The organism is Pseudomonas sp. 34 E 7, from assembly GCF_900005715.1.
Taxonomy (GTDB): Bacteria; Pseudomonadota; Gammaproteobacteria; order Pseudomonadales; family Pseudomonadaceae; genus Aquipseudomonas; species Aquipseudomonas orientalis_A.
In genome coordinates, this window is sequence record NZ_CVTX01000185.1 from 99460 (window position 1) to 122483 (window position 23024).

Sequence of the window (23024 nt, forward strand, 5' to 3'; positions counted from 1 at the left end):
GGTAGACGCAATGATCCAATGGCATATCGTGTGTGACTTCGACGGGACCATCACCCCCACCGATGTCATCGACAACGTCCTCCAACGCTTCGCCGGCCCCGAGTGGGAAACCATCGAACAGCAATGGCTGGATGGACATATCGGTTCACGCGAATGCCTGAGCCGCCAGCTGGCGCTGATCAAGGCCACCCCCAGTGAACTGCTGGCGTATTTCGACAGCGTCGAGATTGACCCGGACTTCCCGGATTTCGTCGATCACGTCATGGGCCTGGGCGCGACCATCGAAGTGGTCAGCGACGGCATCGAGCAGGGCATCGCACGCATTCTGTCGCGCAACTACGTGACCTTGCTGCCGATCCTCGCCAACCGGCTGCGCCAGATCGACCAGAACAGCTGGCGCATCGACTTTCCGTACGCCAGCGATGCCTGCCGCGCCGCTTCCGGCAACTGCAAGTGCAAGTCCACGCCGGGCAACAAGCGCGTGCTGGTGATCGGCGACGGCAAATCCGACATGTGCGTGGCCTCCACCGCCGACTTCGTGTTCGCCAAGGGCAGCCTCGCCGAGTATTGCGTCGCCCACCAGATTCCTCATGCGCGTTTTGACACCTTTGCCGAGGTGCCTGCCCTGCTGGCGCAACTGCCGCAAGGCATCGCCGCCAACGCCGCGACTTTCAACACCTCTTCCGACACTCAGGACCTCTTCCATCATGTCTGATATCCGCATCGCCACCGCCGAAGACCAGATCCTTCTGGATAAAGAAGCCAAGTACTGTTCCTACGGCGACACCGTTCACTACATCGAGCCGCCGCGTATTTTCAGTCGCTGCGAAGGCTCCTACGTGTGGGACACCGAAGACCAGGCCTACCTCGACCTGCAGATGTGGTACTCGGCCGTCAACTTCGGTTATGCCAACCCGCGCCTGAACAATGCGTTGAAACAGCAGATCGACACGCTGCCGCAGATCGCCAGCCAGTACCTGCACAAAGGCAAGATCGAGCTGTCGGAAATGATCGCGGTCGACGCCAAGAAAAAATTCGGCCTCGACGGTCGCGTGCACTTCAACGTCGGCGGTTCGCAGTCGATTGAAGACTCGTTGAAGGTGGTGCGCAACGCCAGCAACGGCAAGAGCCTGATGTTCGCCTTCGAAGGCGGCTACCACGGCCGTACGCTCGGTGCCTCGTCGATCACGTCGAGCTTCCGCTACCGTCGTCGCTACGGCCACTTTGGCGAGCGCGCCAACTTCATTCCGTTCCCGTATCACTTCCGCGGCCCCAAAGGCATGACCAAGGAAGAGTACGGCAGCCAGTGCGTGCAGCAATTCGCGCGTTTGTTCGAGACCGAATACAACGGCGTCTGGGACCCGAAAACCAACCAGTGCGAATACGCGGCGTTCTATGTGGAGCCGATCCAGGGCACCGGCGGCTACGTGATCCCGCCGATGAACTTCTATCGCGAACTCAAGCACGTCCTGGATCAGCACGGCATCCTGATGGTCTCGGATGAAATCCAGATGGGCTTCTACCGCACCGGCAAACTCTGGTCGATCGAGCACTTCGACGTGCAGCCTGACGTGATCGTGTTCGGCAAGGCGCTGACCAACGGCCTCAACCCGCTGGGCGGCATCTGGGCCCGAGAAGAGCTGATTAACCCGAAGATCTTCCCGCCAGGCTCGACCCACTCCACCTTCGCCTCCAACCCGTTGGGCACGGCGGTGGGCCTGGAAATGTTCAAGATGACCAGCGAAATCGACTACGGCGCAATGGTCATGGCCAAGGGCAAATACTTCCTCGAAGGCCTGCAGGACTTGCAGAAACGTTTTCCGATCATCGGTGACGTCGACGGCCTGGGCCTGGCGCTGCGCTGCGAAATCTGCGGGCCGGATGGCTTCGCCCCGGACAAGGCGACCCTGGACTACATGGTCGAGGAAGGCATGAAAGGCGACATGGTGGTCGATGGCCAGAAACTCGGCCTGATCCTCGACGTGGGCGGTTACTACAAGAACGTGATCACCCTGGCACCGTCCCTGGAAATCAGCTACCCGGAAATCGACCTGGGCCTGAAGCTGCTCGAGCAACTGCTGGTGCGAGCGACCAACCGGTGAGTACCGGCGAGATCGACCTCGGTGAAGGCGGTGCCGGCTTCGTTCTCGGTGAGGGTCCGGTCGGGATTCTGTTGATTCACGGCCTGACCGGCACTCCAACGGAATTGCGCCAGGTCGCCAGGGGGCTGGTCAAGGCGGGCAATTGCACGGTGTACGTGCCCACCCTGGCCGGGCACTGCGGCGATAACAGCGACCTGCAGGCCACCGGCTGGCGCGACTGGTACGAAGGGGTGCGCAAGACCTTCGTACAGGTCAAGCGGCGTCACGCGCAGGTGTTCGTCGGCGGCTTGTCCATGGGCGCGGTGATGTCGATGTACGTGGCGGCCGAGCACCCGGGGCAGGTCGCGGGGCTGCTGATGTATTCCACCACGTTGAAGTACGACGGCTGGAGCATCAACAAGCTGGCCTTTCTCACGCCGTTGCTGATGAAGATTCCGTTCGGCGTGCACGTCTGCAGCTTCGAGGAGAAGCCGCCCTATGGCATCAAGAACGAACGCCTGCGGGCCGTCGTCGAGCGGCAGATGAAGGAGGGCGAGAGCAGCGAGGCGGGGTTGTTGACCATGGAAGGCGTCACCGTGCGCGAGTTGCATCGCCTCAACGCCGTGGTCAAGAAGCGCATGCCGGCGATCAAGGCACCGGCGCTGGTGTTGCACTCCATCGAGGACGACATCACCAGCCGTTGGAACGCCGATTACGTGGAGCGCCACCTCGGTGGCCCGGTGACCAAGATTCTGCTGGATAACTGCTATCACATGATTACCGTCGACCTGCAATACCGCCGTGTGATCGAGTTGAGCGCCGAGTTTGTCGAGCGGCATTCGATGCATCTCAATCGTGTGGCCTGATTCGCTGACCTGTAGGAGCGAGCTTGCTCGCGAAGGTCGTTCACGATAACGCGTAATGCCAGGCTGAACGCGGTCTCTGCGCGATTTTCGCGAGCACGCTCGCTCCTGCAGCAGGGGCGGTGTTGATAAGGAAAAACTGTGATAACCACCCAAGCCTACCCGTCTATCCGGGCTATCCAGCGCGATGCCTGGAATGACTGTTTTCCCGGTGCCCTGGAGGACTGGGACTATTACCTCTCCGTGGAAAACGCCGCGATCGATGACTTCCAGTGGCGTTACCTGGCCGTCTACGAAGATCAAACGCTGGTGGCCGTGGCGGTCGCGTTCATGACCCATTATCGCCTCGACACCACGGTGTCCGGGGTCGGCAAACGCTTGACCGAGCGCTTGCAACGCCTGTGGCCGGGGGCCTTGCAGTTGGCCCTGTACGCGATCGGCTCGCCGGTGGCCGAACGGTGTGACGCGGGTGTCGCCAGCCACGTGCCCGAGGGGCGCAGGCCCCTGTTGCTCGAGCAATTGCTCATCGCGGCGCGGCGCGATGCCGACGGGTTCGGCATCGGCCTGCTGGCGGTCAAGGACGCACCGACCCACGATGCGCACTGGGCCCAGAGTTGTCGCGCCGCAGGCTTTCAAAGCATGCCGAGCCTGCCCACCGGCGTGTTGCCGCTACCCTATGGTTCGGTGGATGCCTACCTGGGCTCGCTGGGCAAATCCACCCGCAAGGACCTGCGGCGCAAACTGCGCGCGCCGGGGCCACGGGTGGAGTGGCGGCACAACATCGATGACGTGCTGCCCGAGGTGATGCGCCTCTATGAAGCGACACTCACACGCGCGGACTTGCAGTTCGAACGCCTGCCCGCCGGTTACTTCACGGGGATTCTCGAGCAACTGCAAGAGCGTGCGGTGTGTGTTCTTTACTGGGTGGACGAGCACCTGGTGGCGTTCAACCTGATGCTGCTTGACGAGCATCGGCTGATCGACAAGTTTTTCGGGCATGACATCACGTTCAGCCGTGAGTACAACCTGTACTTTCGCAGCTGGCTGACCAATGTCGACTACTGTATTCAACACAATATTGCGCTGTACGAATGCGGCCAGGCCGGTTATGCCAGTAAACTGCGCCTGGGTTGCCAGTTCCAGGGCAACAGCCTGTTTTTCCGCCACCGCAATCGGCTGGTCAACGGCTTGCTCGCGCTTGTAAAACTGTTTATCCGACCGGACCGTTCCGACCCTGCCATGGCTGCTGCGATAAGCGAAACCTGATGATTACCAAGACCCGCCAGAAAGCCCGCCCCTTTGCCATTTCACGCTGGAGCGTGCAGCGCAAGCTGGTGCTGGCCTTCTGGCTGGTCAGCGTGATCCCGACCATGATCGCGGCGGAACTGGCCGCCACCACGCTGTCGCAGATTTTCGACAGTAACGTGCGCATCTGGCTGCAGGAGTCGACCAAGATCGTCAAGGACGAGATCGGCGATATCCTTCACGATAACGCGCGCATGGCCAAGCTGTTCCTGCGCTACGCCAGCCCACCCTCATCCAGGCAGGCTGAACGGCATGACCAGCTCACCGCCGACATCGCCAGCGCCACCGACATCGATGTGGTGGCACTGATTCGTACCAGCGACCGCAAGGTGCTGTTCAGCACCGCCGCCGACGATATCGTCAAGCAGATCAGCCTCACCAGCAATGCGGTGTTGCAGACCATACAGGTGGCCGGTTTGAGCACAGGCCTGGTGGTGTCGACCTTCGAGACCACCCGCGATGGGGTCGATTATCTGCTGCTGGTGGCGACTTACCTGGACAGCAGTTTCCTTACCAGCGTGGCCGACGTGCATTCCCTCGACCTGCGCTTGTACCTGGCCAACCCGTCGGGTTTTTCCGAGATATTCTCGACTCAGCGTTTCGAAAATCACCCGTCGCGCATTCCCAAAGACGTCGAAGCCGAGCTGCGCAGCACCCGGCAGCCGAGCGAGCAGTTCACCACTCAGTACAGCGGCTTGTACTGGCCGATCTTCAACGACGACGGCGAGCTGCAAGGCGTGATCTTCAGCGGCCTGCTGCGCCACACGAGCCTGGTGGGGCTGGTGAACCAGAGCAATTTGTTCCTGCTGATTTTCCTGGTCAGCTCGGCGCTGTCGCTGGCCGCAGGCATGTGGGTGTCACGACGCCTGACCCAGCCCCTGCGCGACTTGTCCCAGGGCGTGAACGCGGTGATCTCCGGCAACTACACGCACCGCGTCGTGGTCAGCGGCGGCGACGAACTGGCGCAACTGAGCAGCACGTTCAACCACATGACTGCACGGCTGGGCGAATTGCATCATCTGGAAGCCCAGCTACGCCGGCGTGACCGCCTGCATGCCCTGGGTGAAGTCGCCATGGGCCTGGCCCATGAAATCCGCAACCCGCTGGGCATCATCAAGACCGCCACCCAACTGCTGCATCGTCGCGCCGACCTGCCGGACACCGACAAGCGCCACCTGGAGTACGTCATCAGCGAGGTCAGCCGGATCAACGAACTGATCACTGAATTCCTCGATTTCGCCAAGCCCAATCCGCCGATGCGCGTCCTGCAACCGGCACGCTCGCTGGTGGAGGAAATCCTCGGTTTCTGCGCCCCGGAATTGAGTACCCACAACATCGACGCCCAGATTGACGACCAGGCGCCCGACGCCACGATCTACGCGGACGCCAAGCAGCTCAAGCAGGCCTGTCTCAACCTGATTCTCAACGCCATCGACGCGATGCCCGAAGGCGGGCGCCTCACCCTGGGTATCCGCAGCGCAGGCGACAATACCGTGATCAGCATCGCCGATACCGGCGAGGGCATCCCGGCGGATATGGTCGAGCGCATCTTCACGCCCTTTGTCACCACCAAGGCCTCGGGCACAGGCCTGGGCCTGGCCAAGGTCTATTCGATCATGGAAAGTCACGACGGCAGCATCGAGTGCGTCACCGAGAAAGATGCCGGCGCCACCTTCAACCTGTACATTCCGGCTAACGGTGAAGACAACGGCGAGGATGAGGACGGGCATGACGCATAACGTATTGGTGGTCGATGACGAGCCCAAGCTCTGTGAACTGCTGTCGTCCGCACTGAGCCAGAACGGCATCCAGGTGTTTACCGCCGGCAATGGCCTGCATGCGCTCAAAGTGCTGGAGCAGGAGGACATCGACCTGGTCATCAGCGACTGGCGCATGCCGGGCATGGACGGGCCGGCATTGCTGGCCGAGATCAAGCAGCGCTATCCAAACGTGCCGGTGATCGTGATGACGGCCTACAGCACGGTGAAAAATGCCGTGCAATCGATGCGCAATGGCGCCTACGACTACATTGCCAAGCCGTTCGATATCGACGAGCTCGATATCACCGTGGCCAAGGCCCTGCAATTTCGCGACATCATGCGCGATAACGCACGGCTGCGCGCCGAGCTGGATGAGCACGCCCAGTTCGACAGCCTGGTGGGCGACAGCCCGGCGTTTCGCAAAGTGCTGCAAGCGGTGGACTCGGTGCGCGACAGCAGCGCAACCATCCTGCTGACCGGCGAAAGCGGCACCGGCAAGGAAATGGTCGCCCGCGCCATTCACAAGCACGGCAGCCGTGCCGACCAGCCGTTCGTGGCGGTCAATTGCGCGGCGATTCCTGAAGGTTTGCTGGAAAGCGAGATGTTCGGTCATCGCAAAGGCGCGTTCACCGGCGCGGTGGCTGATCGGGTAGGGCGCTTCATGCAGGCCGACAAGGGCACGCTGTTCCTCGATGAGGTCGGTGATATGCCGTTGGCCTTGCAGGCCAAGATCCTGCGCGCCTTGCAGGAACGGGTTATCGAACCGGTGGGCGACCCCCGCGAGCGCAAGGTGGACGTGCGGGTGATCGCCGCCACCAACAAGAACCTGCTGGACGCCGTGGCCAACAAGGAGTTTCGCGAAGACCTGTATTACCGCCTGAATGTTTTCCCGATTCCGCTGCCGGCCCTGCGCGAGCGTGTGGAAGATATCACGCCCCTGGCCCGGCACTTCGCCCGCACCCTCAGCGCGACCACCGGCAAACGCATCAGCGGGTTCAGCCCCGAAGCCTTGCAGGCCATGGCGGCGTACCACTGGCCGGGCAATATCCGCGAGCTGCAAAACTGCGTGGAGCGGGCGACCATCGTGGCGGCGTCGTCGGTGATCGAAGATATCGATTTGCCGGGTTACCTGTTCGCCTCCAGGCCCGCCGATGTCGGCGCGGCGACAATCCTGGCCGATGGGCCGGGTGTACCGCAGGACCTGGATGCGGCGCTGGCGGAGGTGGAGAAGTCGTACATCCTGGCGGCCTTGCAGGAGAGCAACGGGGTACAGGCCGCCGCGGCGCAGCGCATCGGGATTTCAGAGCGCAGTTTCTGGTACCGCCTGAAGAAGCTTGGCATCCAGGTCGACAAAATAGTCCGCTGACCGAATGTGATTGAAACTGTGGGAGGGGGCTTGCCCCCGATAGCGGTGGGTCAGTTAAAGATAAGGTGACTGACACACCGCAATCGGGGGCAAGCCCCCTCCCACAGTTGGACTGTGGTGTGTCAGGTGTGGACGCGTACCCAGATGCTGACCAGTATCGTCGCGGCCATCAACCAAGCGACTGCGGCGACTGCCAGCGACGCCTCCAGCCGCATCCGATCCACCACCACATACAACGTGGCCAGGTACACAAAGTACGGAATGATCGACCACATCCCGAACAGTATCGTGGTCTTCAGGTCCTCCACCGAGCGGCCCTTGCCGACAATGTAGTGGGCGATCAGCGCAAAGGTAGGAAACAGCGGCACCAGGCCTGCGATGTAATAGTTTTTGGTCTTGGCCAGCGCCGCCAATATCAGCACTACCGCAGCGCCAAGCGCGGCTTTCAGAAATAGATCCATCAGTGACTCAACCCGTATTTCTTGACCTTGTCGAACAGCGTGGTCTTGGCCATCCCCAGTTCCTGGCTGGCCTGGGTCAGGTTGCCGCCGCTGCGTTGCAGGGCATCGTTGAGCAGGTTGCGCTCGAAGGCTTCCACCGCCTCGGTAAAGGCCAGGCCCTGGGTGCTGCCGCCCGTGCCGCTTTTCTTGAACGCGGGCAGGCCCAGGGCGAAGCGTTCGGCGACGTTGCGCAGTTCGCGTACGTTGCCCGGCCAATTGTGGCTCATCAGGCTCGACAGCGTCTGGTTGTCCAGTTCCGGCGCGGTACGATCAAAGCGCAGCGAGGATTGCTGCAGGAAGTGTTCGAACAACTGCAGGATGTCTTCACGGCGCTCGCGCAGGGGCGGCAGTTCCAGGGTGACCACATTGAGCCGGTAGTACAGGTCGCTGCGGAATTGGCTGGCGCGGCTCAGTTCGTCGAGGTCGGACTTGGTGGCGGCGATCACCCGGCAGTCCACGGCCACGCTCTGGTTCGAACCCAGGCGTTCGAGAGTGCGTTCCTGCAGAACCCGCAGCAGTTTGATCTGCAGGTTGATCGGCATGCTTTCCACTTCATCGAGAAACAGCGTGCCCTCATGGGCGTGCTCGATCTTGCCGATGCGGCGCTTGCCGGCGCCCGTGAAGGCGTTGGCTTCGTGGCCGAATATCTCGCTTTCGAACAGATTTTCCGGCAGCCCACCGCAGTTCAGTGCGACGAACGGGTGGGAATGGCGCCGGCTGAAGTCATGCAGGCAACGCGCGACCAGCTCCTTGCCGGTGCCGGTTTCGCCTTCGATCAGCACATTGGCCGAGGTGTCGGCGACGTTGGCGATCAGTTCGCGCAGGGCCTGCATGGCCGGCGAGCGCCCGATGATGCGACCCTCCAGTGAGTCGCGTTCGGCCAGCTGGCGGCGCAGCGACCAGACTTCCCGCGCCAGCCCGCGCTGCTCCAGGGCGCGCCGGGCAACGTCCACCAGGCGCTCGGGGGAGAAGGGCTTTTCCATGAAATCGTAGGCGCCGTTGCGCATGGCACCGACCGCCATGGAAATGTCGCCATGCCCGGTGATCAGCACCACCGGCAGGCTTTTATCCAGCGCCTTGAGGCGGGTCAGCAACTCCAGCCCATCGATGCCCGGCAGGCGGATATCGCTGATGACAATCCCGGCGAAGTTCTCGCCGATGTGCGTCAAGGCTTCTTCGGCGCTGCCCACGCCAACGCTGGGAATGTCTTCCAGCGCCAGGGCTTGCTGGCAACCGAGCAGCACATGGGGGTCATCTTCGACGATCAGAACAGTGAGGGCTTGGGCTTGCATATTCATGTCGACTCAACTTTTTCGGCGCCCGCCAACGGCAGGTTCAGGACAAACGCGGTACCACCACTGGCCGGATGTTCCACCGCCAGGCTGCCGCCGGTGGCCGCCGCGAGGCTTGCAGACAAGGTCAGGCCCAGGCCCAGGCCTTGCTCGCCGGGTTTGGTGGTAAAGAACGGCTCGAACAGATGCTTGCGCGCCTCGGGGTCGATGCCGTGGCCATTATCGCGCACCCGCAGGCGATACTTGCCCTCGGCACTGTGGCCTTCGAGCCACAACTGCGGCGCCGGTTGCGCCTGCATCGCGTCGAGGGCGTTGCCGATCAGGTTGACCAGGATCTGCTCCAGGCGCGTCTGATCGATCTGCAACTGGACATTGGCGAACTCACGGTGCACGGCCAGCGGCACGCTGTCCAGGCGCGCGCCGAGCACCTGGAACGCGGCGTCCACGGCCTTGGCCAGGCTCGCCTCGCCCTGGTCGTCACCGCGCCGGGCAAACGAGCGCAGGCTGGCGGTGATGCGGCCCATGCGGTCGATCAGTTCGTTGATGGTCTTGAGGTTGGCGCTCGCGGTGTCCAGGGCCCCGCGTTCGAGGAAGCGCACGGTGTTGCCGGACAGGGTGCGCAGCGCGGCCAGGGGTTGATTCAGTTCGTGGGCGATGCTGGTGGACATCTGGCCGATTGCCGCAAGTTTGCCGGCCTGCACCAGCTCGTCCTGGGCGTGGCGCAAAGTCTCTTCGGCCTGGCGCCGTTCGCGGATCTGGCCCTTGAGGCGATCGTTGCTGGCGCGCAGGTCGGCGGTGCGTTCGGCAATCCGTCGCTCCAACTGGCTGTTGGCTTCCTGCAGGGCTTCGCGCGCGGCGAGGCGGGTGGCGATGACCTTGCGCCGCTCGTTCCAGGCAATCAACAAAAACGCGACCAGGCCGAACGCGACGGCGACCAGGATGCCCTGGTTGATGGCGGCGCGGCGCAGGTCATTTAGCGGGGTGAGCAGGGTGAAATTCCACGGCGTGTCATTCAACGGGCGTGTTTGCGCCAGGTAGCTGACTTCGTGCTTGTCGCTGACCACTTCGCTGTTGGCCGGGAAGGTCAGCTTTTCGCTGCCTTCGTTCAAGCGCTCGCGGGCCAGGGGCTCCAGCGCACTCAGGGTCGCCCAGTAATATTGCAGGCTGTGCGCCAGTCGGTCCCTGGTGTCATCGCTCAGGGGGCGCACCGCCTTGAGACGGCGGGCCGGGTCACTGGACAGGATAATGATGCCGTTTTCGTCACTGACGAAGGCTTCGAGGCGCGCGCGCTGCCAGCGTTCCTCAAGCGCTTCCAGGCGCACCTTGACCACGGCGACGCCGATGATCTTGCCGTGCTCTTCCAGGCCGTGGGCCAGGTAATAGCCGGGTTCGCCATTGGTGCTGCCAATGCCGTAGAAACGACCGGGCTGGCCGCGTACGGCGTTCTGGAAATAGGCGCGAAAGGACAGGTCTTCACCCTGATAACTGTCGGCGTCGCGCCAGTTACTGGTGGCCAGTACCCGACCGGTGGTGTCCATGACGTAGATGGCCCGGCTGCGGCTGCGGCGGTTCAGGCCTTCGAGGTAATCGTTGACGGTCTTGCGGGTTTCCTGGTTGGGATCGGCCAGGAGCAGCGAAACGCTGGATTCGAGCTCGAGCAGGCTGGGCAGGTAGGTGTATTTGCTCAGTTCGCTTTCGACGGTGCGGGCATGTAGCTCCAGCTGGCGTCCGCTATTGTCGCTGAGGGTGCGGATGCCGTAGTACTCACTGACCCAGAAGCCGATAAAACCCAGGCCGATCATCAGGGCGATGATCAACGGTGGCAGGAACAGTTGGCGTATCAGACGAGGCTTCACGGCAAGTGATGGCGGCGCGGCGCGATATTGAGTGGGGTCGCATTTCATCACAGATGCCTTGGGTCAGCTACTTCTCGCCTGCCAACTGTAGGAGCGAGCTTGCTCGCGAAAAACTCAAAGGCACCGCGTTAATTCTGGATACACGCGTTAACGTTGTCGTCTTTCGCGAGCAAGCTCGCTCCTACAGGGGAGAAGCGAGTTGCTTTTAGTGCTGCAGGATTTTCTCAAGGAAGTGCTGCGCACGTTCGGAGCGGGCGCTGATGTCGCCGAAGAATTCTTCTTTCGGGCAGTCTTCGATGATCTTGCCGGCGTCCATGAAGATCACGCGGTCGGCCACTTTGCGCGCAAAGCCCATTTCGTGGGTCACGCACATCATGGTCATGCCTTCGTGGGCCAGTTGCACCATCACGTCGAGCACTTCGTTGACCATTTCCGGGTCCAGCGCCGAGGTCGGTTCGTCGAACAGCATGACGATCGGGTCCATGGCCAGGGCGCGGGCAATCGCGACACGTTGCTGCTGGCCACCGGACAGTTGCCCCGGGTGCTTGTGGGCATGGGCCGACAGGCCTACGCGCTCAAGCAGTTGCAGGCCCTTCTGGGTGGCTTCTTCCTTGCTGCGACCAAGCACCTTGATCTGCGCGATGGTCAGGTTTTCGGTGATGGTCAGGTGCGGGAACAACTCGAAGTGCTGGAACACCATGCCCACGCGCGAGCGCAGTTTCGGCAGGTTGGTCTTCGGGTCGGCAATCGAGGTGCCGTCCACGACAACGTCGCCCTTCTGGAACGGTTCCAGCGCGTTGACGCACTTGATCAGCGTGGATTTGCCCGAGCCGGACGGCCCGCACACCACGATCACTTCGCCTTTTTTAACCTCGGTGCTGCAGTCGGTCAGCACCTGGAAGTCGCCATACCACTTGTTGATGTTCTTGATAGAGATCATACGGCAAACCTTTTTTGCAGACGCTTGACCAGCAGCGAGGCGGAAAAGCTGATGATGAAGTAGACGACACCGGCGAAGATCAGGAACTCATTGGAGCGGCCGATGATGTCGCCGTTGGAGCGGGCGGAGTTGAGGAAGTCCACCAGGCCCACGGTGTAGACCAGCGAGGTGTCCTGGAACAGGATGATCGACTGTTGCAGCAGCAACGGCGTCATCTTGCGGAACGCCTGGGGCAGGATGATCAGGCGCATGGTCTGGCCGTAGGTCATGCCCATCGCCTGAGCGGCAGCCATCTGTCCCTTGGGGATCGACTGCACGCCGGCCCGCACGATTTCACAGAAGTACGCCGCTTCGAACATCATGAACGCCACGACGCACGAAGTGAACGCGCCGATCGGCGTATCTTCGCCGGTGATCCAGCGCAGCACGAAGGGCACCGCCAGGTAGAACCAGGTGATGACCAGCAGCAGCGGGATCGAACGGAAGTAGTTCACATAGGCGCCGGCCACGCGGGACAGCAGCTTGCTGGACGACAGGCGCATCAGCGCCAGGATCGTGCCCAGGATGATGCCGCCGACCACGCCCATGACCATCAGTTGCAGGGTCATGACCATGCCGTTCCACAGGCCCGGGATCGCGGGGATGATCCCGCTGAAATCGAAGTCCATTATTTACCCCCCACGGAGATCAGGCCGGGCACTGCGACTTTCTTCTCGACCACGCGCATCAGCAGCATCAGGCTCATGTTCAGGGTGAAGTAGATCAGCGTGGCCAGGGTGAAGGCTTCAAACAGGTTGGCCGAAAACTCGGCGGTCTGCTTGGTTTGTGCCAGCAGTTCCATCAAGCCGATCAGGGACGCCACGGAGGAGTTCTTGAACACGTTGAGGAATTCGGAGGTAAGCGGCGGAATGATGATGCGGTAGGCCTGGGGCAGCAGCACGTTCCAGTATATCTGCGGCAGCTTGAAACCCATGGCGCGAGCTGCGGCTTCCTGGCCACGGGGCAGCGCCTGGATGCCGGTGCGCACTTGCTCACACACACGGGCGGCGGTGAACAGGCCCAGGCACACGACGACGCTCAGGTAGGCCGAGGTGGTCGGGTTGAGGTCTTGCTTGTACCAGTCCTGCAGGTTCTGCGGCAGCAGGTCGGGTACCAGGAAGTACCAGATAAACAGCTGAACCAGCAGCGGCACGTTTCGAAACAGTTCCACGTAGCAGGTCGCGATGCCCGCTACGAGGCGGTTTGGCACGGTGCGCATGACTCCCAGAATGGAGCCCAGCAGCAAGGCGACAATCCATGCCACGACAGCGATGGCGATGGTCCAGCCCAGGCCGGCGATGTACCAGTCGAGATAAGTCTCGCTGCCAACGCCAGTGGACTTGAAGAACACGCTCCAGTCCCAGTTGTAATTCATTAGGGTCTCCCCCGAAATCGATCGATGTACAAGCACCCGCTTGGGGAATGCCATTTCCCACCTGACGTTGAACGCCAGGCACACACGATCGGCTCGAAAACCGCCAGGTCGAGTGTTCCAAGTTAAAGCCAGCAGGTAGTAACAGACGCCTGAGGGAGGGGTGGCTCCCTCAGGGGATAAGCTTAGTCAGGTATCAGATTTTTACTTCTGGCGCTGGTTTGTCGCTTGGGTTGGCGATCAGCTCCTTGACCTTGTCGCTCATCGGGAAGTTGAGGTTCAGGCCTTTCGGTGGGATCGGGCTTTCGAACCATTTGGCGTAGATCTTGTTGATTTCGCCGGATTTGTACAGGCTGACAATGGCGTCATCCACGGCTTTCTTGAAGTCCGGGTCGCCTTTGCGAACCATGCAGGCATAGGCTTCGAAGGACTGCGGAGTACCGGTGATGACCCAGTCGTCCGGCTTCTTGGCCTTGGCTTCTTCACCGGCCAGCAGGGCGTCGTCCATCATGAACGCTACGGCGCGGCCGCTTTCGAGCATCTGGAAGGATTCGCCATGGTCTTTGGCGGAGATGACGTTCATGCCCATCTGCTTGTCGGCGTTCATCGCCTTGATGATGCGCTCGGACGTGGTGCCGGCGGTGGTCACGACGTTCTTGCCTTTCAGGTCGGCAAAGTCGGCGTAGGACGGCTTGCCTTCCTTGTCTTTCTTGACCAGCAGGCGGGTGCCGATTTCGAAGATGTTGGTGGTGAAATCAACTTGCTGGGCGCGTTCGGCGTTGTTGGTGGTGGAGCCGCACTCAAGGTCCGCAGTGCCGTTCTGGATCAGCGGAATGCGGGTTTGCGAGGTCACCAGGTTGTACTTGACCTTCAGGTCGGGCTTGTTCAGGTCTTTTTTCAGGGCTTCGACGACGGCCAGTTGAATGTCATGGGAGTAGCCGACAGGCTTGCCCGAACCATCCGCAATGTAGGAAAACGGGATGGAGCTGTCGCGGTGAGCGAGAGTGATAGTGCCGGAGTCGTTGATTTTCTTCAGCGTGCCGGTGAGTTCGGCGGCGAAAACTGGAGTGCTGATCAGAGCAGCAGCGATAGCTGCGCCCAGGATATGGGGAACGATGCGCATCAATACTTCCTCGACATTTGTTTTTTTTATGAAGCCAGCTAAACGGCTCTCTTGTACAGCGAATGCCTTGACGGCTCCTGAGGCGTCTCGGGCAATCGTCAGGAAGTGTAGAGCATGAGTCGTGCCATACCGAAAACAAAAGCTTAACGTATTGAATTACATGGAAATTAACTTTGTGTGACAGTCGCTGTCTGCATCGTAGGTACGGCTAACCGAATAGAGAGGACGTATAACGTTCGGAAAACCGAATGTCACACCCGCTGCCGGTAGGCGCGAGCTTGCTCGCGAAAAACGCAAAAGCGCCGCGGTTATTCTGGATAAACGCGGCGCTCTCGGATTTTTCGCGAGCAAGCTCGCTTCTACAGCCTAGGGAGGGGGTCAGGCCGCTTCGATCTTGCTGCGGTTCTGTTCAACCCGGGACAGGTAGCGTTGCAGGTTGTCCTGTTCCGCCGCCGTGGTGAACAGGCCCAGCTTGGTACGGCGCCACAGCACGTCCTGAGGCTGCGTCACCCATTCTTCAGCACACAGGTAATCGACTTCGCGGGTGTAGAGCCCGCCTCCCAGGTGCTCACCCAGGTCGGCCTGGGTCTGCACACCTTCCAGCAGGCGCCAGGTGCGGCTGCCGTAGGTGGTCGACCAGCGACGGGCGATTTCGCCTGGCAGCCAGTCGAACTTGCTGCGAATGGCCTCGGCCAGGGCTTCTGGCGTGGTCATGTCTTCGCCGCCGGGCAGGCTGGCCTTGGCGGTCCATCTTGGGCGCATTTGCGTGAAGTACGGCGCCAGTTGCGCCATGGCCGATTCAGCCAGCTTGCGATACGTGGTCAGCTTGCCGCCGAACACCGACAGGATCGGTGCCTCGCCGGCAGCGCCGGACAGCGACAGGGTGTAGTCGCGGGTAATGGCCGACGGGTTATCCGATTCGTCGTTGCACAACGGACGTACGCCCGAATAGGTGTGGACGATGTCGTCACGGCTCAGCTGTTTCTTGAAGTGCGCATTGACCACCTTGAGCATGTAGTCGGTTTCACCTTCAGTGATAGCCACTTTCGCCGGATCGCCGGTGTATTCACGGTCGGTGGTGCCGATGATGGTCAGGTGATTCAGGTACGGAATCGTGAAGACGATGCGCTGGTCCTCGTTCTGCAGGATGTGCGCATGCGCCCCTTCGTAGAGTTTCGGCACGATCAGGTGGCTGCCCTGGATCAGGCGGATACCGTAAGGCGAATCCAGCTTCAGATCCTCCTTGATGAACTTGGCGACCCACGGGCCTGCGGCGTTTACCAGCGCACGGGCGCGGATCGAGAACAGGCTGCCATCGGCGCGCTCCATGTTCATTTCCCACAGGCCGTTGCTACGGTGTGCACTGATGCAGCGGGTCTGGGTGTGGATATGGGCGCCTTTCTCGCGTGCGGCCATGGCATTGAGCACCACCAGGCGGGCGTCGTCGACCCAGCAGTCGGAGTATTCGAAGCCTTTGGTGATTTCGCTTTTCAGCGGGCTGTCGGCGCCGAACTTGAGGCTTTTGGAACCGGCCAGTTTCTCGCGCTTGCCCAAGTGGTCATACAGGAACAGGCCGGCACGAATCATCCAGGCCGGGCGCAGGTGCGGACGGTGCGGCAGCACGAAGCGCATCTGCTTGACGATGTGCGGCGCCTTCGCCAGCAGCACTTCGCGCTCGGCCAGGGCCTCGCGTACCAGACGGAACTCGTAGTGCTCCAGGTAGCGCAAGCCACCGTGGATCAGTTTGCTGCTGGCTGACGAGGTGTGGCTGGCCAAGTCGTCCTTTTCGCAAAGGAATACCGACAAACCGCGACCGGCTGCGTCTGCTGCAATGCCGACGCCATTGATCCCGCCGCCGATAACGGCGACATCATAGACTTCGGCAAGCGGTGGGGCAGGCAAGGTAGAAGGGTTCATCGGCTTGGCCTCGCGATCTTTTCGTATTGGAATTCGAACATTAATGTTCATTTGCGAAAATGGTAGCTGATAAATGCGGGCACAGCCAGCCGACTTCGATTGAAAAAACTCATCGAAGGGCGGGGAAAGGAAAATTTGTGAACCGATAGTTCCCACGCTCCGCGTGGGAATTCAGCCTATGACGCTCTGTGTCACAGCGGACGCAGAGCGTGGGAACGAGAAGTCAGACGACTTCCAGACGAACCTTATGCTCATTCAACACCTGTACCAGCGCCGGCACCGGCTGCTGATCGGTGACCAGGCAGTCCACCAGGCTGATCGGTCCCAAGCGAATCATGGCGTTGCGCCCGAATTTGCTGGAGTCCGCCGCCAGGATCACTTGCCGCGCATTGGCGATGATCGCCTGGGAAACCCGCACTTCCTGATAATCGAAGTCGAGCAGGCTGCCATCTTCATCGATGCCGCTGATACCCACCAGCGCAAAGTCGACCTTGAACTGGTTGATGAAATCGACGCTTGCCTGGCCAACCACACCGCCGTCACGCCGCACATTGCCGCCGGTCAGCAACACGTCGAAGTCGTCCTTGGCACTGAGCATGGTGGCGACGTTGAGGTTGTTGGTGATGATTTTCAGGTGATGGTGATTGAGCAACGCACGGGCGATGGATTCGGTGGTGGTACCGATATTGATGAACAACGAGGCGTGATCGGGAATCTGCGCCGCGATGGCTTCGCCGATACGCTGCTTTTCATCGCGCATCTGGTCGGCACGCATGGCGTACGCGGTGTTCTCGACGCTGGAGTCATAGGCCGCGCCGCCGTGGTAGCGGCGCAGCAGATTGGCGTCCGCCAGCTGGTTAATATCGCGGCGGATGGTTTGCGGGGTGACAACGAACAACTGCGCCATTTCCTCGATACTGACGTAGCCGCGTTCGCGGACCAGTTCGAGGATTTGTTGTTGGCGGGGAGGCAGATTCATGGGGCGTCCTTTGGGCTGCCATACAAAAGTGGCCCATGATGACGCAGGAATCCGCTCCCTGCCAGTTACAACCTGCGGTTGGCTTATTCAGCGCCTTCGTGCGGCTCCCAGTCACGGGTGCGGCTGACCGCTTTTTGCCAGCCGGCGTAGAGCTTTTCCTTGGCGCCCTCGTCCAGTTGCGGTTCGAACTCGCGCTCGATGACCGCCTTGCCGCGCAACTCATCCAGGCTGCTCCAGAAGCCGCACGCCAGGCCGGCCAGGTAGGCCGCGCCGAGTGCGGTGGTCTCGCGCATCTGCGGGCGCTCGACCTGGGTGCCGAGGATGTCGGCCTGGAACTGCATGAGGAAGTTGTTGGCCACCGCACCGCCGTCCACGCGCAGGGCCTTGAGGCGTTCGCCGGAGTCCTGCTGCATGGCGTCGAGCACGTCGCGGGTCTGGTAGGCAATCGACTCCAGGGCAGCACGAATGATGTGATCCACGCGTACGCCACGGGTCAGGCCGAACAGTGCGCCACGGGCGTACGGGTCCCAGTACGGCGCGCCCAGGCCGGTGAACGCGGGCACCAGGTACACGCCGTTGCTGTCCTTGACCTTGCCGGCGAAGTATTCGGTGTCGGTGGCATCGGCGATGATCTTCAGCTCGTCACGCAACCACTGTACGGTGGAGCCGCCGTTGAATACCGCGCCTTCCAGGGCATACGCCACTTCGCCACGGGGGCCGCAGGCGATGGTGGTGAGCATGCCGTGCTTGGATTTCACCGCTTTGTCGCCGGTGTTCATCAGCAGGAAGCAACCGGTGCCGTAGGTGTTCTTGGCCTGGCCGGCTTCGACGCACATCTGGCCGAACAGGGCAGCCTGTTGGTCACCCGCGATGCCGCCGATGGCGATACCGCTTTTGGTACGGCCGTAGATTTCCGACGACGACTTCACTTGCGGCAGCATTTCGCGCGGTACGTCGAGGATCTCCAGCATCTTCGCATCCCACTCCAGCGTGTGGATGTTGAAGAGCATGGTGCGCGAGGCGTTGGTGTAGTCGGTGACGTGGGTCTTGCCGCCGGTAAATTTCCAGATCAGCCAGCTGTCGATGGTGCCGAACAGCAGTTCGCCGTTACGCGCACGCTCGCGGCTGCCTTCGACGTTGTCGAGGATCCACTTGAGCTTGGTGCCGGAAAAGTACGGGTCGGTGACCAGGCCGGTGGTGTCATTGATGTACTGCTCGTGGCCGTCGCGTTTGAGCTGCTGGCAGATCTCGGTGCTGCGGCGGCATTGCCAGACGATCGCGTTGTAGATCGGGCGGCCGGTGACTTTGTCCCACACGACGGTGGTTTCACGCTGGTTGGTGATGCCGATGGCGGCGACCTGGTCATGGTGCAGGCCGGCCTGCGCCAGCGCTTCGACCATCACCGCGCTCTGGGTCGCGAAAATTTCCATCGGGTCATGCTCGACCCAGCCCGCTTGCGGGTAATGCTGGGTGAATTCACGCTGGGCGGTGCAGACCACGTTGGCGTCGCGATCGAAGATGATCGCCCGGGAACTGGTGGTGCCCTGATCAAGGGCAATGATGTAGTTCTTATTCTGAAGGTCGGTCATGTCAATTGCCTTGGACGAAATAAGGAAGTCAGAAATCAGCCGGGGTCACGAAGGGCAGGGACCCTGGCTGGCGCTTTCAGGAAATACGGGTCTTGCCGTTGACAGCCGTGTCAGTTGTTTCAGCTATAGCAGGTGCGGCGCTCGGCAGATGACGGGCAATCAGCCCGCGATACGCGGCAGCGCCAAGGCATGCGCCGACAATCGGCGCGAAAATCGGTACCAGGAAGTAAGGAATATCGCGGCCGCCAGTGAAGGCCATTTCACCCCAGCCGGCGAAAAAGGTCATCAGCTTGGGCCCGAAATCCCGCGCCGGGTTCATCGCAAAGCCGGTCAGCGGGCCCATGGCGCTGCCAATCACCGCGATCAGCAGGCCGATCAGCAGTGGAGCCAACGGGCCACGTGGCAGGCCATTGTTATCGTCCGTCAGGGCCATGATCACGCCCATCAGGATCGCGGTGATGACCATTTCCACCAGGAACGCCTGAGCCGTACTCAGCAGTGCATGGGGATAAGTGGAGAACACCGAGGCCAATTCCAGGCTGGCCTGGGAGCCACGCACCATGTGGTGAGTTTGTTCGTAATCGAAAAAAAGATTGCTGTAGAGCGTGTACACCAATGCAGCGGAACAGAAGGCCCCGGCGATTTGGGCGAGGATATAGAAGGGCAGTTTGCGCTTTTCGAAATCGGCGAAAATGCACAGGGCGATACTCACCGCCGGATTGAGGTGAGCCCCGGAAATACCGGCACTCAGGTAGATCGCCATGCTGACGCCGACGCCCCAGATAATGCTGATTTCCCACAAGCCAAAGCTGGCGCCCGCGACCTTGAGCGCAGCGACGCATCCGGTACCGAAGAAGATCAGCAGCGCAGTGCCGAGGAATTCGGCCATGCATTGGCTCGAAAGTGAGGGCTGTTGAAGAGCAGTTGTCATGGAAAACCTCAGTTGTTGTTCTTGTCTGGCGCACTGCCTCAATGGGCGGTTGCGCGATTTTCACCGTGGCGAGGATCCCCATCCTGGTCACGGCTTACTGCTCGAGTACTGGGGAGTTATTCCTACAGCATTCGGAAACGAAAAAATATAGACAAGAATGACCGCTGTCAAAGGTCGAAAGTGAACGGTTGGTCATTTCCTAACTATTGGTGTGGTGAATGATCATCGAAGGAGTCAGCTGTGTATGCGCTTGAGCGACTGTACTAGAGCGTTTTGCGCAGGCTTGGCCTAGAATTGACGGTCAGTTTGATCTTTCGGAGCCCACATGACGCCTGCCTTGGACCTGTTGAAAAAAGTTCGCGCCGAACATCGTATCCACAGTTATGAACATGATCCCAAGGCGGCGTCATATGGCCTGGAGGCCGCGGAAAAATTGGGCCTCGACCCGGCGCAGGTGTTCAAGACGTTGCTGGCCAGCAGTGAGAAGGGTGAATTGCTGGTGGCGGTGGTGCCGGTCGTCGGAAGTCTTGATCTCAAAGCCCTGGCGAATGCGGCAGGCGTCAAGAAAGTCGAAATGGCTGACCCGGCGGCCGCGCAGCGTTCCACCGGGTATCTATTGGGCGGTATCAGCCCCTTGGGGCAAAAGAAGCGTTTGCGCACGTTCATCGATGTGAGCGCGCAGCCGTTTGCAACGATTTTTGTCAGTGCTGGCCGGCGCGGGCTGGAAGTTGAGCTGCCGGCCGAGGTGTTGGCTGAACATACCCAAGCCAGGTTCGCGCCGATTGGCCGGGCCTGATGGGCTCGCCCTAATGCCAGTAGGAGCGAGCTTGCTCGCGAAAAACGTCAACGATAACGCGTACTTCCTGAATGAACGCGGTGCCTGTGAGTTTTTCGCGAGCAAGCTCGCTCCTACAGGTTTAAACCAGTTTTTTCAGGTAGCTGCTTACGCCTGGAACAGCACCAGATGCTCGGCAGCCACTCGAATGCCCACATCCGCCCCGACCTGCTGATCGACATGGCTGGGAAAAATCGACTCCAACTGCGCGCCCGTCGCAAGTTGCAGGCGGTATAGCGTTGACGCGCCGAGGAAGGTCTTGCCGACAATCCGCGCTTTCAGCGCACTGTCCGGCGCGTAGACGATGTCATCCGGTCGCAGCAATACATCCACCGCGCCACCGGTCGGCCAGGTATAGGCACGGTTGCCACGCAGCTCGCCCAGCTCGGTGCTGACGGACTCGGGCGAGCTCAATTGCCCGCGAATGAAATAGCCCTGGCCGATAAAGCTCGCCACATACGGCGTCTGCGGCTCGTGATAGAGGTTGTAGGGCGTATCCCATTGCTCAAGACGACCCTCCTTGAAAACGCCCACATGGTCGCTGACGGCGAAGGCTTCCTCTTGATCATGGGTGACCAGGATCGCACTGGTGCCGCGCGCCTTGAGAATGTCGCGCACTTCATGGCTGAGCTTGCGCCGCAGTTCGCCATCCAGGTTGGAAAACGGCTCGTCCAGCAGCAGCAATTGCGGTTCCGGCGCCAGGGCGCGGGCGAGGGCGACGCGTTGTTGCTGGCCACCGGAAAGCTCGTGGGGGAAGCGTTTGCCCAAGTCTTTGAGGTTGACCAGTTCCAGCAACTCGGCGACCACACGCTCTTTGTGCGGGTGCTTGCGGATGCCGAAGGCGATGTTGTCGGCCACGCTCAGATGAGGAAACAACGCGTAATCCTGGAACACCATGCCGATACGACGTTTCTCCGGCGCCAGCGTGAAACCGGCACTGGAGATCACTTCGCCCGCCAGGCTGATTTCGCCTTCGTGCACCGGCTCGAACCCGGCAATGGCGCGCAGGGTGGTGGTCTTGCCGCAGCCCGAGGAGCCGAGCAGGCAGCCGATGTCGCCCGCGTTGAGGTGCAGGTTGAGGTTCTGCACCACCCGTTGATCTTGATAGCCGCATGCCAGGTTGCGCAGGCTCAGCAGTAATGGCTGGCTCATGCGTGGTGATACGACGGCGGCACGAGGAATTCGAGCAGGGCCTTTTGCGCATGCAGGCGGTTTTCGGCCTGGTCCCAGGCGACCGAGCGCGGGTCGTCGAGCAGGTCCAGGCTGATTTCCTCGCCACGGTGGGCGGGCAGGCAGTGCATGAACAACACGTCCGGCGCGGCCAGGTCGAGCAGGGCGCGGGTCACCTGGAATGGCGCGAACAGGGCCAGGCGCCTGGCGGTTTCGTCTTCCTGGCCCATGGAGGTCCAAACGTCGGTGCTGACCAGATGGGCGCCGACCACCGCGTCTTTCGGATCGCGCAGCAGTTGCACACGGCCATCGGCCTTGGCCATGAACTCGGCGCTGGGTTCGTAACCCTCGGGGCAGGCGATGCGCAGGTGGAAGTCGAACTGGATGGCCGCTTCTATATAGCTGTTGCACATATTGTTGCCGTCGCCGACCCAGGCCACGGTCTTGCCCTGGATCGAGCCGCGGTGTTCGAGGAAGGTTTGCATGTCGGCCAGCAACTGGCACGGGTGCAGGTCATCGGACAGGCCGTTGATCACCGGCACGCGCGAGTTGGCGGCAAATTCGGTCAGGGTGCTGTGGGCGAAGGTACGGATCATCACGGCGTCGAGCATGCGCGACATCACGATGGCGCAATCGCTGATCGGCTCGCCACGGCCCAATTGGGTATCGCGTGGCGACAGGAAGATAGCCTGGCCACCCAGCTGAATCATGCCGGCTTCGAAGGATAGGCGGGTGCGGGTCGAGGACTTCTCGAAAATCATCCCGAGCACGCGATTTTTCAAAGGCTCAAACAGTACGCCGCGGTTACGCAGGTCTTTAAGCTCAATGCCTCGACGGATCACGCTGACCAGCTCTTCGGGCGTGCAATCCATCAGGGAGAGAAAGTGCCTTGCGCTCATCATTAACTACCTTTTTGCAACAGACCGCAGATACTCAAAGCCTTGTTTATTGTGACAACGGGCGAGACCTGCGGCGAAAGCCGCACGGGGCGACGAAATAGGGGAAGGCGCGATATTGACATTAAATGTCGCGTCTTACCAATAGGGCTACGATTTTTAGAGGTGTTCAAGCAGGGCGCCGAAGCGCGTTTGAAGACGGTTTCCTGA

General features: G+C 61.0%; 20 protein-coding genes. 7 read left to right on the forward strand and 13 right to left on the reverse strand.

Features of this window, described 5'->3' with window-relative positions; all coding sequences use genetic code 11:
* Positions 1 to 10: 10 nt before the first annotated feature.
* The 6 genes from BFP96_RS25090 to BFP96_RS25115 all read left to right on the forward strand — a co-directional run bounded on the left by BFP96_RS25090 (position 11) and on the right by BFP96_RS25115 (position 7375).
* Positions 11 to 715: an HAD-IB family phosphatase gene (locus BFP96_RS25090; RefSeq protein WP_065885978.1), complete on the forward strand. Its 705-nt coding sequence runs from the start codon at positions 11 to 13 to the stop codon at positions 713 to 715.
* On the forward strand, positions 708 to 2102 hold the full coding sequence (locus tag BFP96_RS25095) for an aspartate aminotransferase family protein (protein WP_065885979.1): 1395 nt from the start codon (positions 708 to 710) through the stop codon (positions 2100 to 2102). Before BFP96_RS25090 ends, BFP96_RS25095 begins: the two co-directional genes overlap by 8 nt.
* Entirely contained in the window at positions 2099 to 2947 is an 849-nt protein-coding gene (locus tag BFP96_RS25100; RefSeq protein WP_065898216.1) for an alpha/beta hydrolase, read from the forward strand. The genes BFP96_RS25095 and BFP96_RS25100 overlap by 4 nt, the downstream gene beginning before the upstream one ends.
* Before the next feature lie 138 nt (positions 2948 to 3085).
* Positions 3086 to 4210 (forward strand): GNAT family N-acetyltransferase, encoded by a 1125-nt coding sequence (locus BFP96_RS25105; protein WP_065937225.1) that lies wholly within the window; start codon positions 3086 to 3088, stop codon positions 4208 to 4210.
* The gene (locus tag BFP96_RS25110; protein ID WP_065898214.1) at positions 4210 to 5988 is read left to right on the forward strand and encodes a sensor histidine kinase; all 1779 of its coding nucleotides are present in this window, start codon (positions 4210 to 4212) and stop codon (positions 5986 to 5988) included. Before BFP96_RS25105 ends, BFP96_RS25110 begins: the two co-directional genes overlap by 1 nt.
* Positions 5978 to 7375, forward strand: coding sequence for a sigma-54-dependent transcriptional regulator (locus tag BFP96_RS25115; protein WP_065898213.1), 1398 nt, complete (start codon positions 5978 to 5980; stop codon positions 7373 to 7375). The genes BFP96_RS25110 and BFP96_RS25115 overlap by 11 nt, the downstream gene beginning before the upstream one ends.
* A gap of 122 nt (positions 7376 to 7497) precedes the next feature.
* Here the strand turns inward: BFP96_RS25115 and BFP96_RS25120 are convergent, their stop codons facing one another.
* The 11 genes from BFP96_RS25120 to BFP96_RS25170 form a co-directional block, all read right to left on the reverse strand.
* Complete coding sequence (locus tag BFP96_RS25120) at positions 7498 to 7836, reverse strand: GlpM family protein (protein WP_065891898.1); 339 nt, start codon at positions 7834 to 7836, stop codon at positions 7498 to 7500.
* Entirely contained in the window at positions 7836 to 9173 is a 1338-nt protein-coding gene (locus tag BFP96_RS25125) for a sigma-54-dependent transcriptional regulator (protein ID WP_065937226.1), read from the reverse strand. Before BFP96_RS25125 ends, BFP96_RS25120 begins: the two co-directional genes overlap by 1 nt.
* The gene (locus BFP96_RS25130) at positions 9170 to 11071 is read right to left on the reverse strand and encodes a sensor histidine kinase (RefSeq protein ID WP_065937227.1); all 1902 of its coding nucleotides are present in this window, start codon (positions 11069 to 11071) and stop codon (positions 9170 to 9172) included. Before BFP96_RS25130 ends, BFP96_RS25125 begins: the two co-directional genes overlap by 4 nt.
* 157 nt (positions 11072 to 11228) lie before the next feature.
* The gene (locus tag BFP96_RS25135) at positions 11229 to 11963 is read right to left on the reverse strand and encodes an amino acid ABC transporter ATP-binding protein (RefSeq protein WP_065885987.1); all 735 of its coding nucleotides are present in this window, start codon (positions 11961 to 11963) and stop codon (positions 11229 to 11231) included.
* On the reverse strand, positions 11960 to 12631 hold the full coding sequence (locus BFP96_RS25140; RefSeq protein WP_046071144.1) for an amino acid ABC transporter permease: 672 nt from the start codon (positions 12629 to 12631) through the stop codon (positions 11960 to 11962). The genes BFP96_RS25135 and BFP96_RS25140 overlap by 4 nt, the downstream gene beginning before the upstream one ends.
* Positions 12631 to 13377, reverse strand: a complete 747-nt coding sequence (locus BFP96_RS25145) for an amino acid ABC transporter permease (RefSeq protein WP_065885988.1) — start codon at positions 13375 to 13377, stop codon at positions 12631 to 12633. Before BFP96_RS25145 ends, BFP96_RS25140 begins: the two co-directional genes overlap by 1 nt.
* Positions 13378 to 13570: 193 nt before the next feature.
* Complete coding sequence (locus tag BFP96_RS25150; RefSeq protein WP_065885989.1) at positions 13571 to 14497, reverse strand: glutamate/aspartate ABC transporter substrate-binding protein; 927 nt, start codon at positions 14495 to 14497, stop codon at positions 13571 to 13573.
* A gap of 378 nt (positions 14498 to 14875) precedes the next feature.
* Positions 14876 to 16414 (reverse strand): glycerol-3-phosphate dehydrogenase, encoded by a 1539-nt coding sequence (glpD, locus tag BFP96_RS25155; protein ID WP_065937228.1) that lies wholly within the window; start codon positions 16412 to 16414, stop codon positions 14876 to 14878.
* Between the two features lie 223 nt (positions 16415 to 16637).
* A complete protein-coding gene (locus BFP96_RS25160; protein ID WP_057724781.1) occupies positions 16638 to 17393 on the reverse strand; it encodes a DeoR/GlpR family transcriptional regulator in 756 nt (251 codons plus the stop codon).
* A gap of 83 nt (positions 17394 to 17476) precedes the next feature.
* A complete protein-coding gene (gene glpK, locus BFP96_RS25165; RefSeq protein WP_065891902.1) occupies positions 17477 to 18982 on the reverse strand; it encodes a glycerol kinase GlpK in 1506 nt (501 codons plus the stop codon).
* Between the two features lie 76 nt (positions 18983 to 19058).
* Positions 19059 to 19913 (reverse strand): MIP/aquaporin family protein, encoded by an 855-nt coding sequence (locus BFP96_RS25170; protein ID WP_065934519.1) that lies wholly within the window; start codon positions 19911 to 19913, stop codon positions 19059 to 19061.
* Positions 19914 to 20238: 325 nt separating this feature from the next.
* Here BFP96_RS25170 and ybaK point away from each other — a divergent pair, with 325 nt between their 5' ends.
* On the forward strand, positions 20239 to 20709 hold the full coding sequence (gene ybaK, locus BFP96_RS25175) for a Cys-tRNA(Pro) deacylase (protein WP_065891904.1): 471 nt from the start codon (positions 20239 to 20241) through the stop codon (positions 20707 to 20709).
* A 147-nt stretch (positions 20710 to 20856) separates the two neighbouring features.
* On the opposite strand, the gene BFP96_RS25180 is transcribed toward ybaK, so the two are convergent.
* The gene (locus BFP96_RS25180; RefSeq protein ID WP_065891905.1) at positions 20857 to 21900 is read right to left on the reverse strand and encodes an ABC transporter ATP-binding protein; all 1044 of its coding nucleotides are present in this window, start codon (positions 21898 to 21900) and stop codon (positions 20857 to 20859) included.
* Positions 21897 to 22817, reverse strand: a complete 921-nt coding sequence (gene argF, locus BFP96_RS25185) for an ornithine carbamoyltransferase (RefSeq protein WP_065885995.1) — start codon at positions 22815 to 22817, stop codon at positions 21897 to 21899. The genes BFP96_RS25180 and argF overlap by 4 nt, the downstream gene beginning before the upstream one ends.
* Positions 22818 to 23024: the final 207 nt, after the last annotated feature.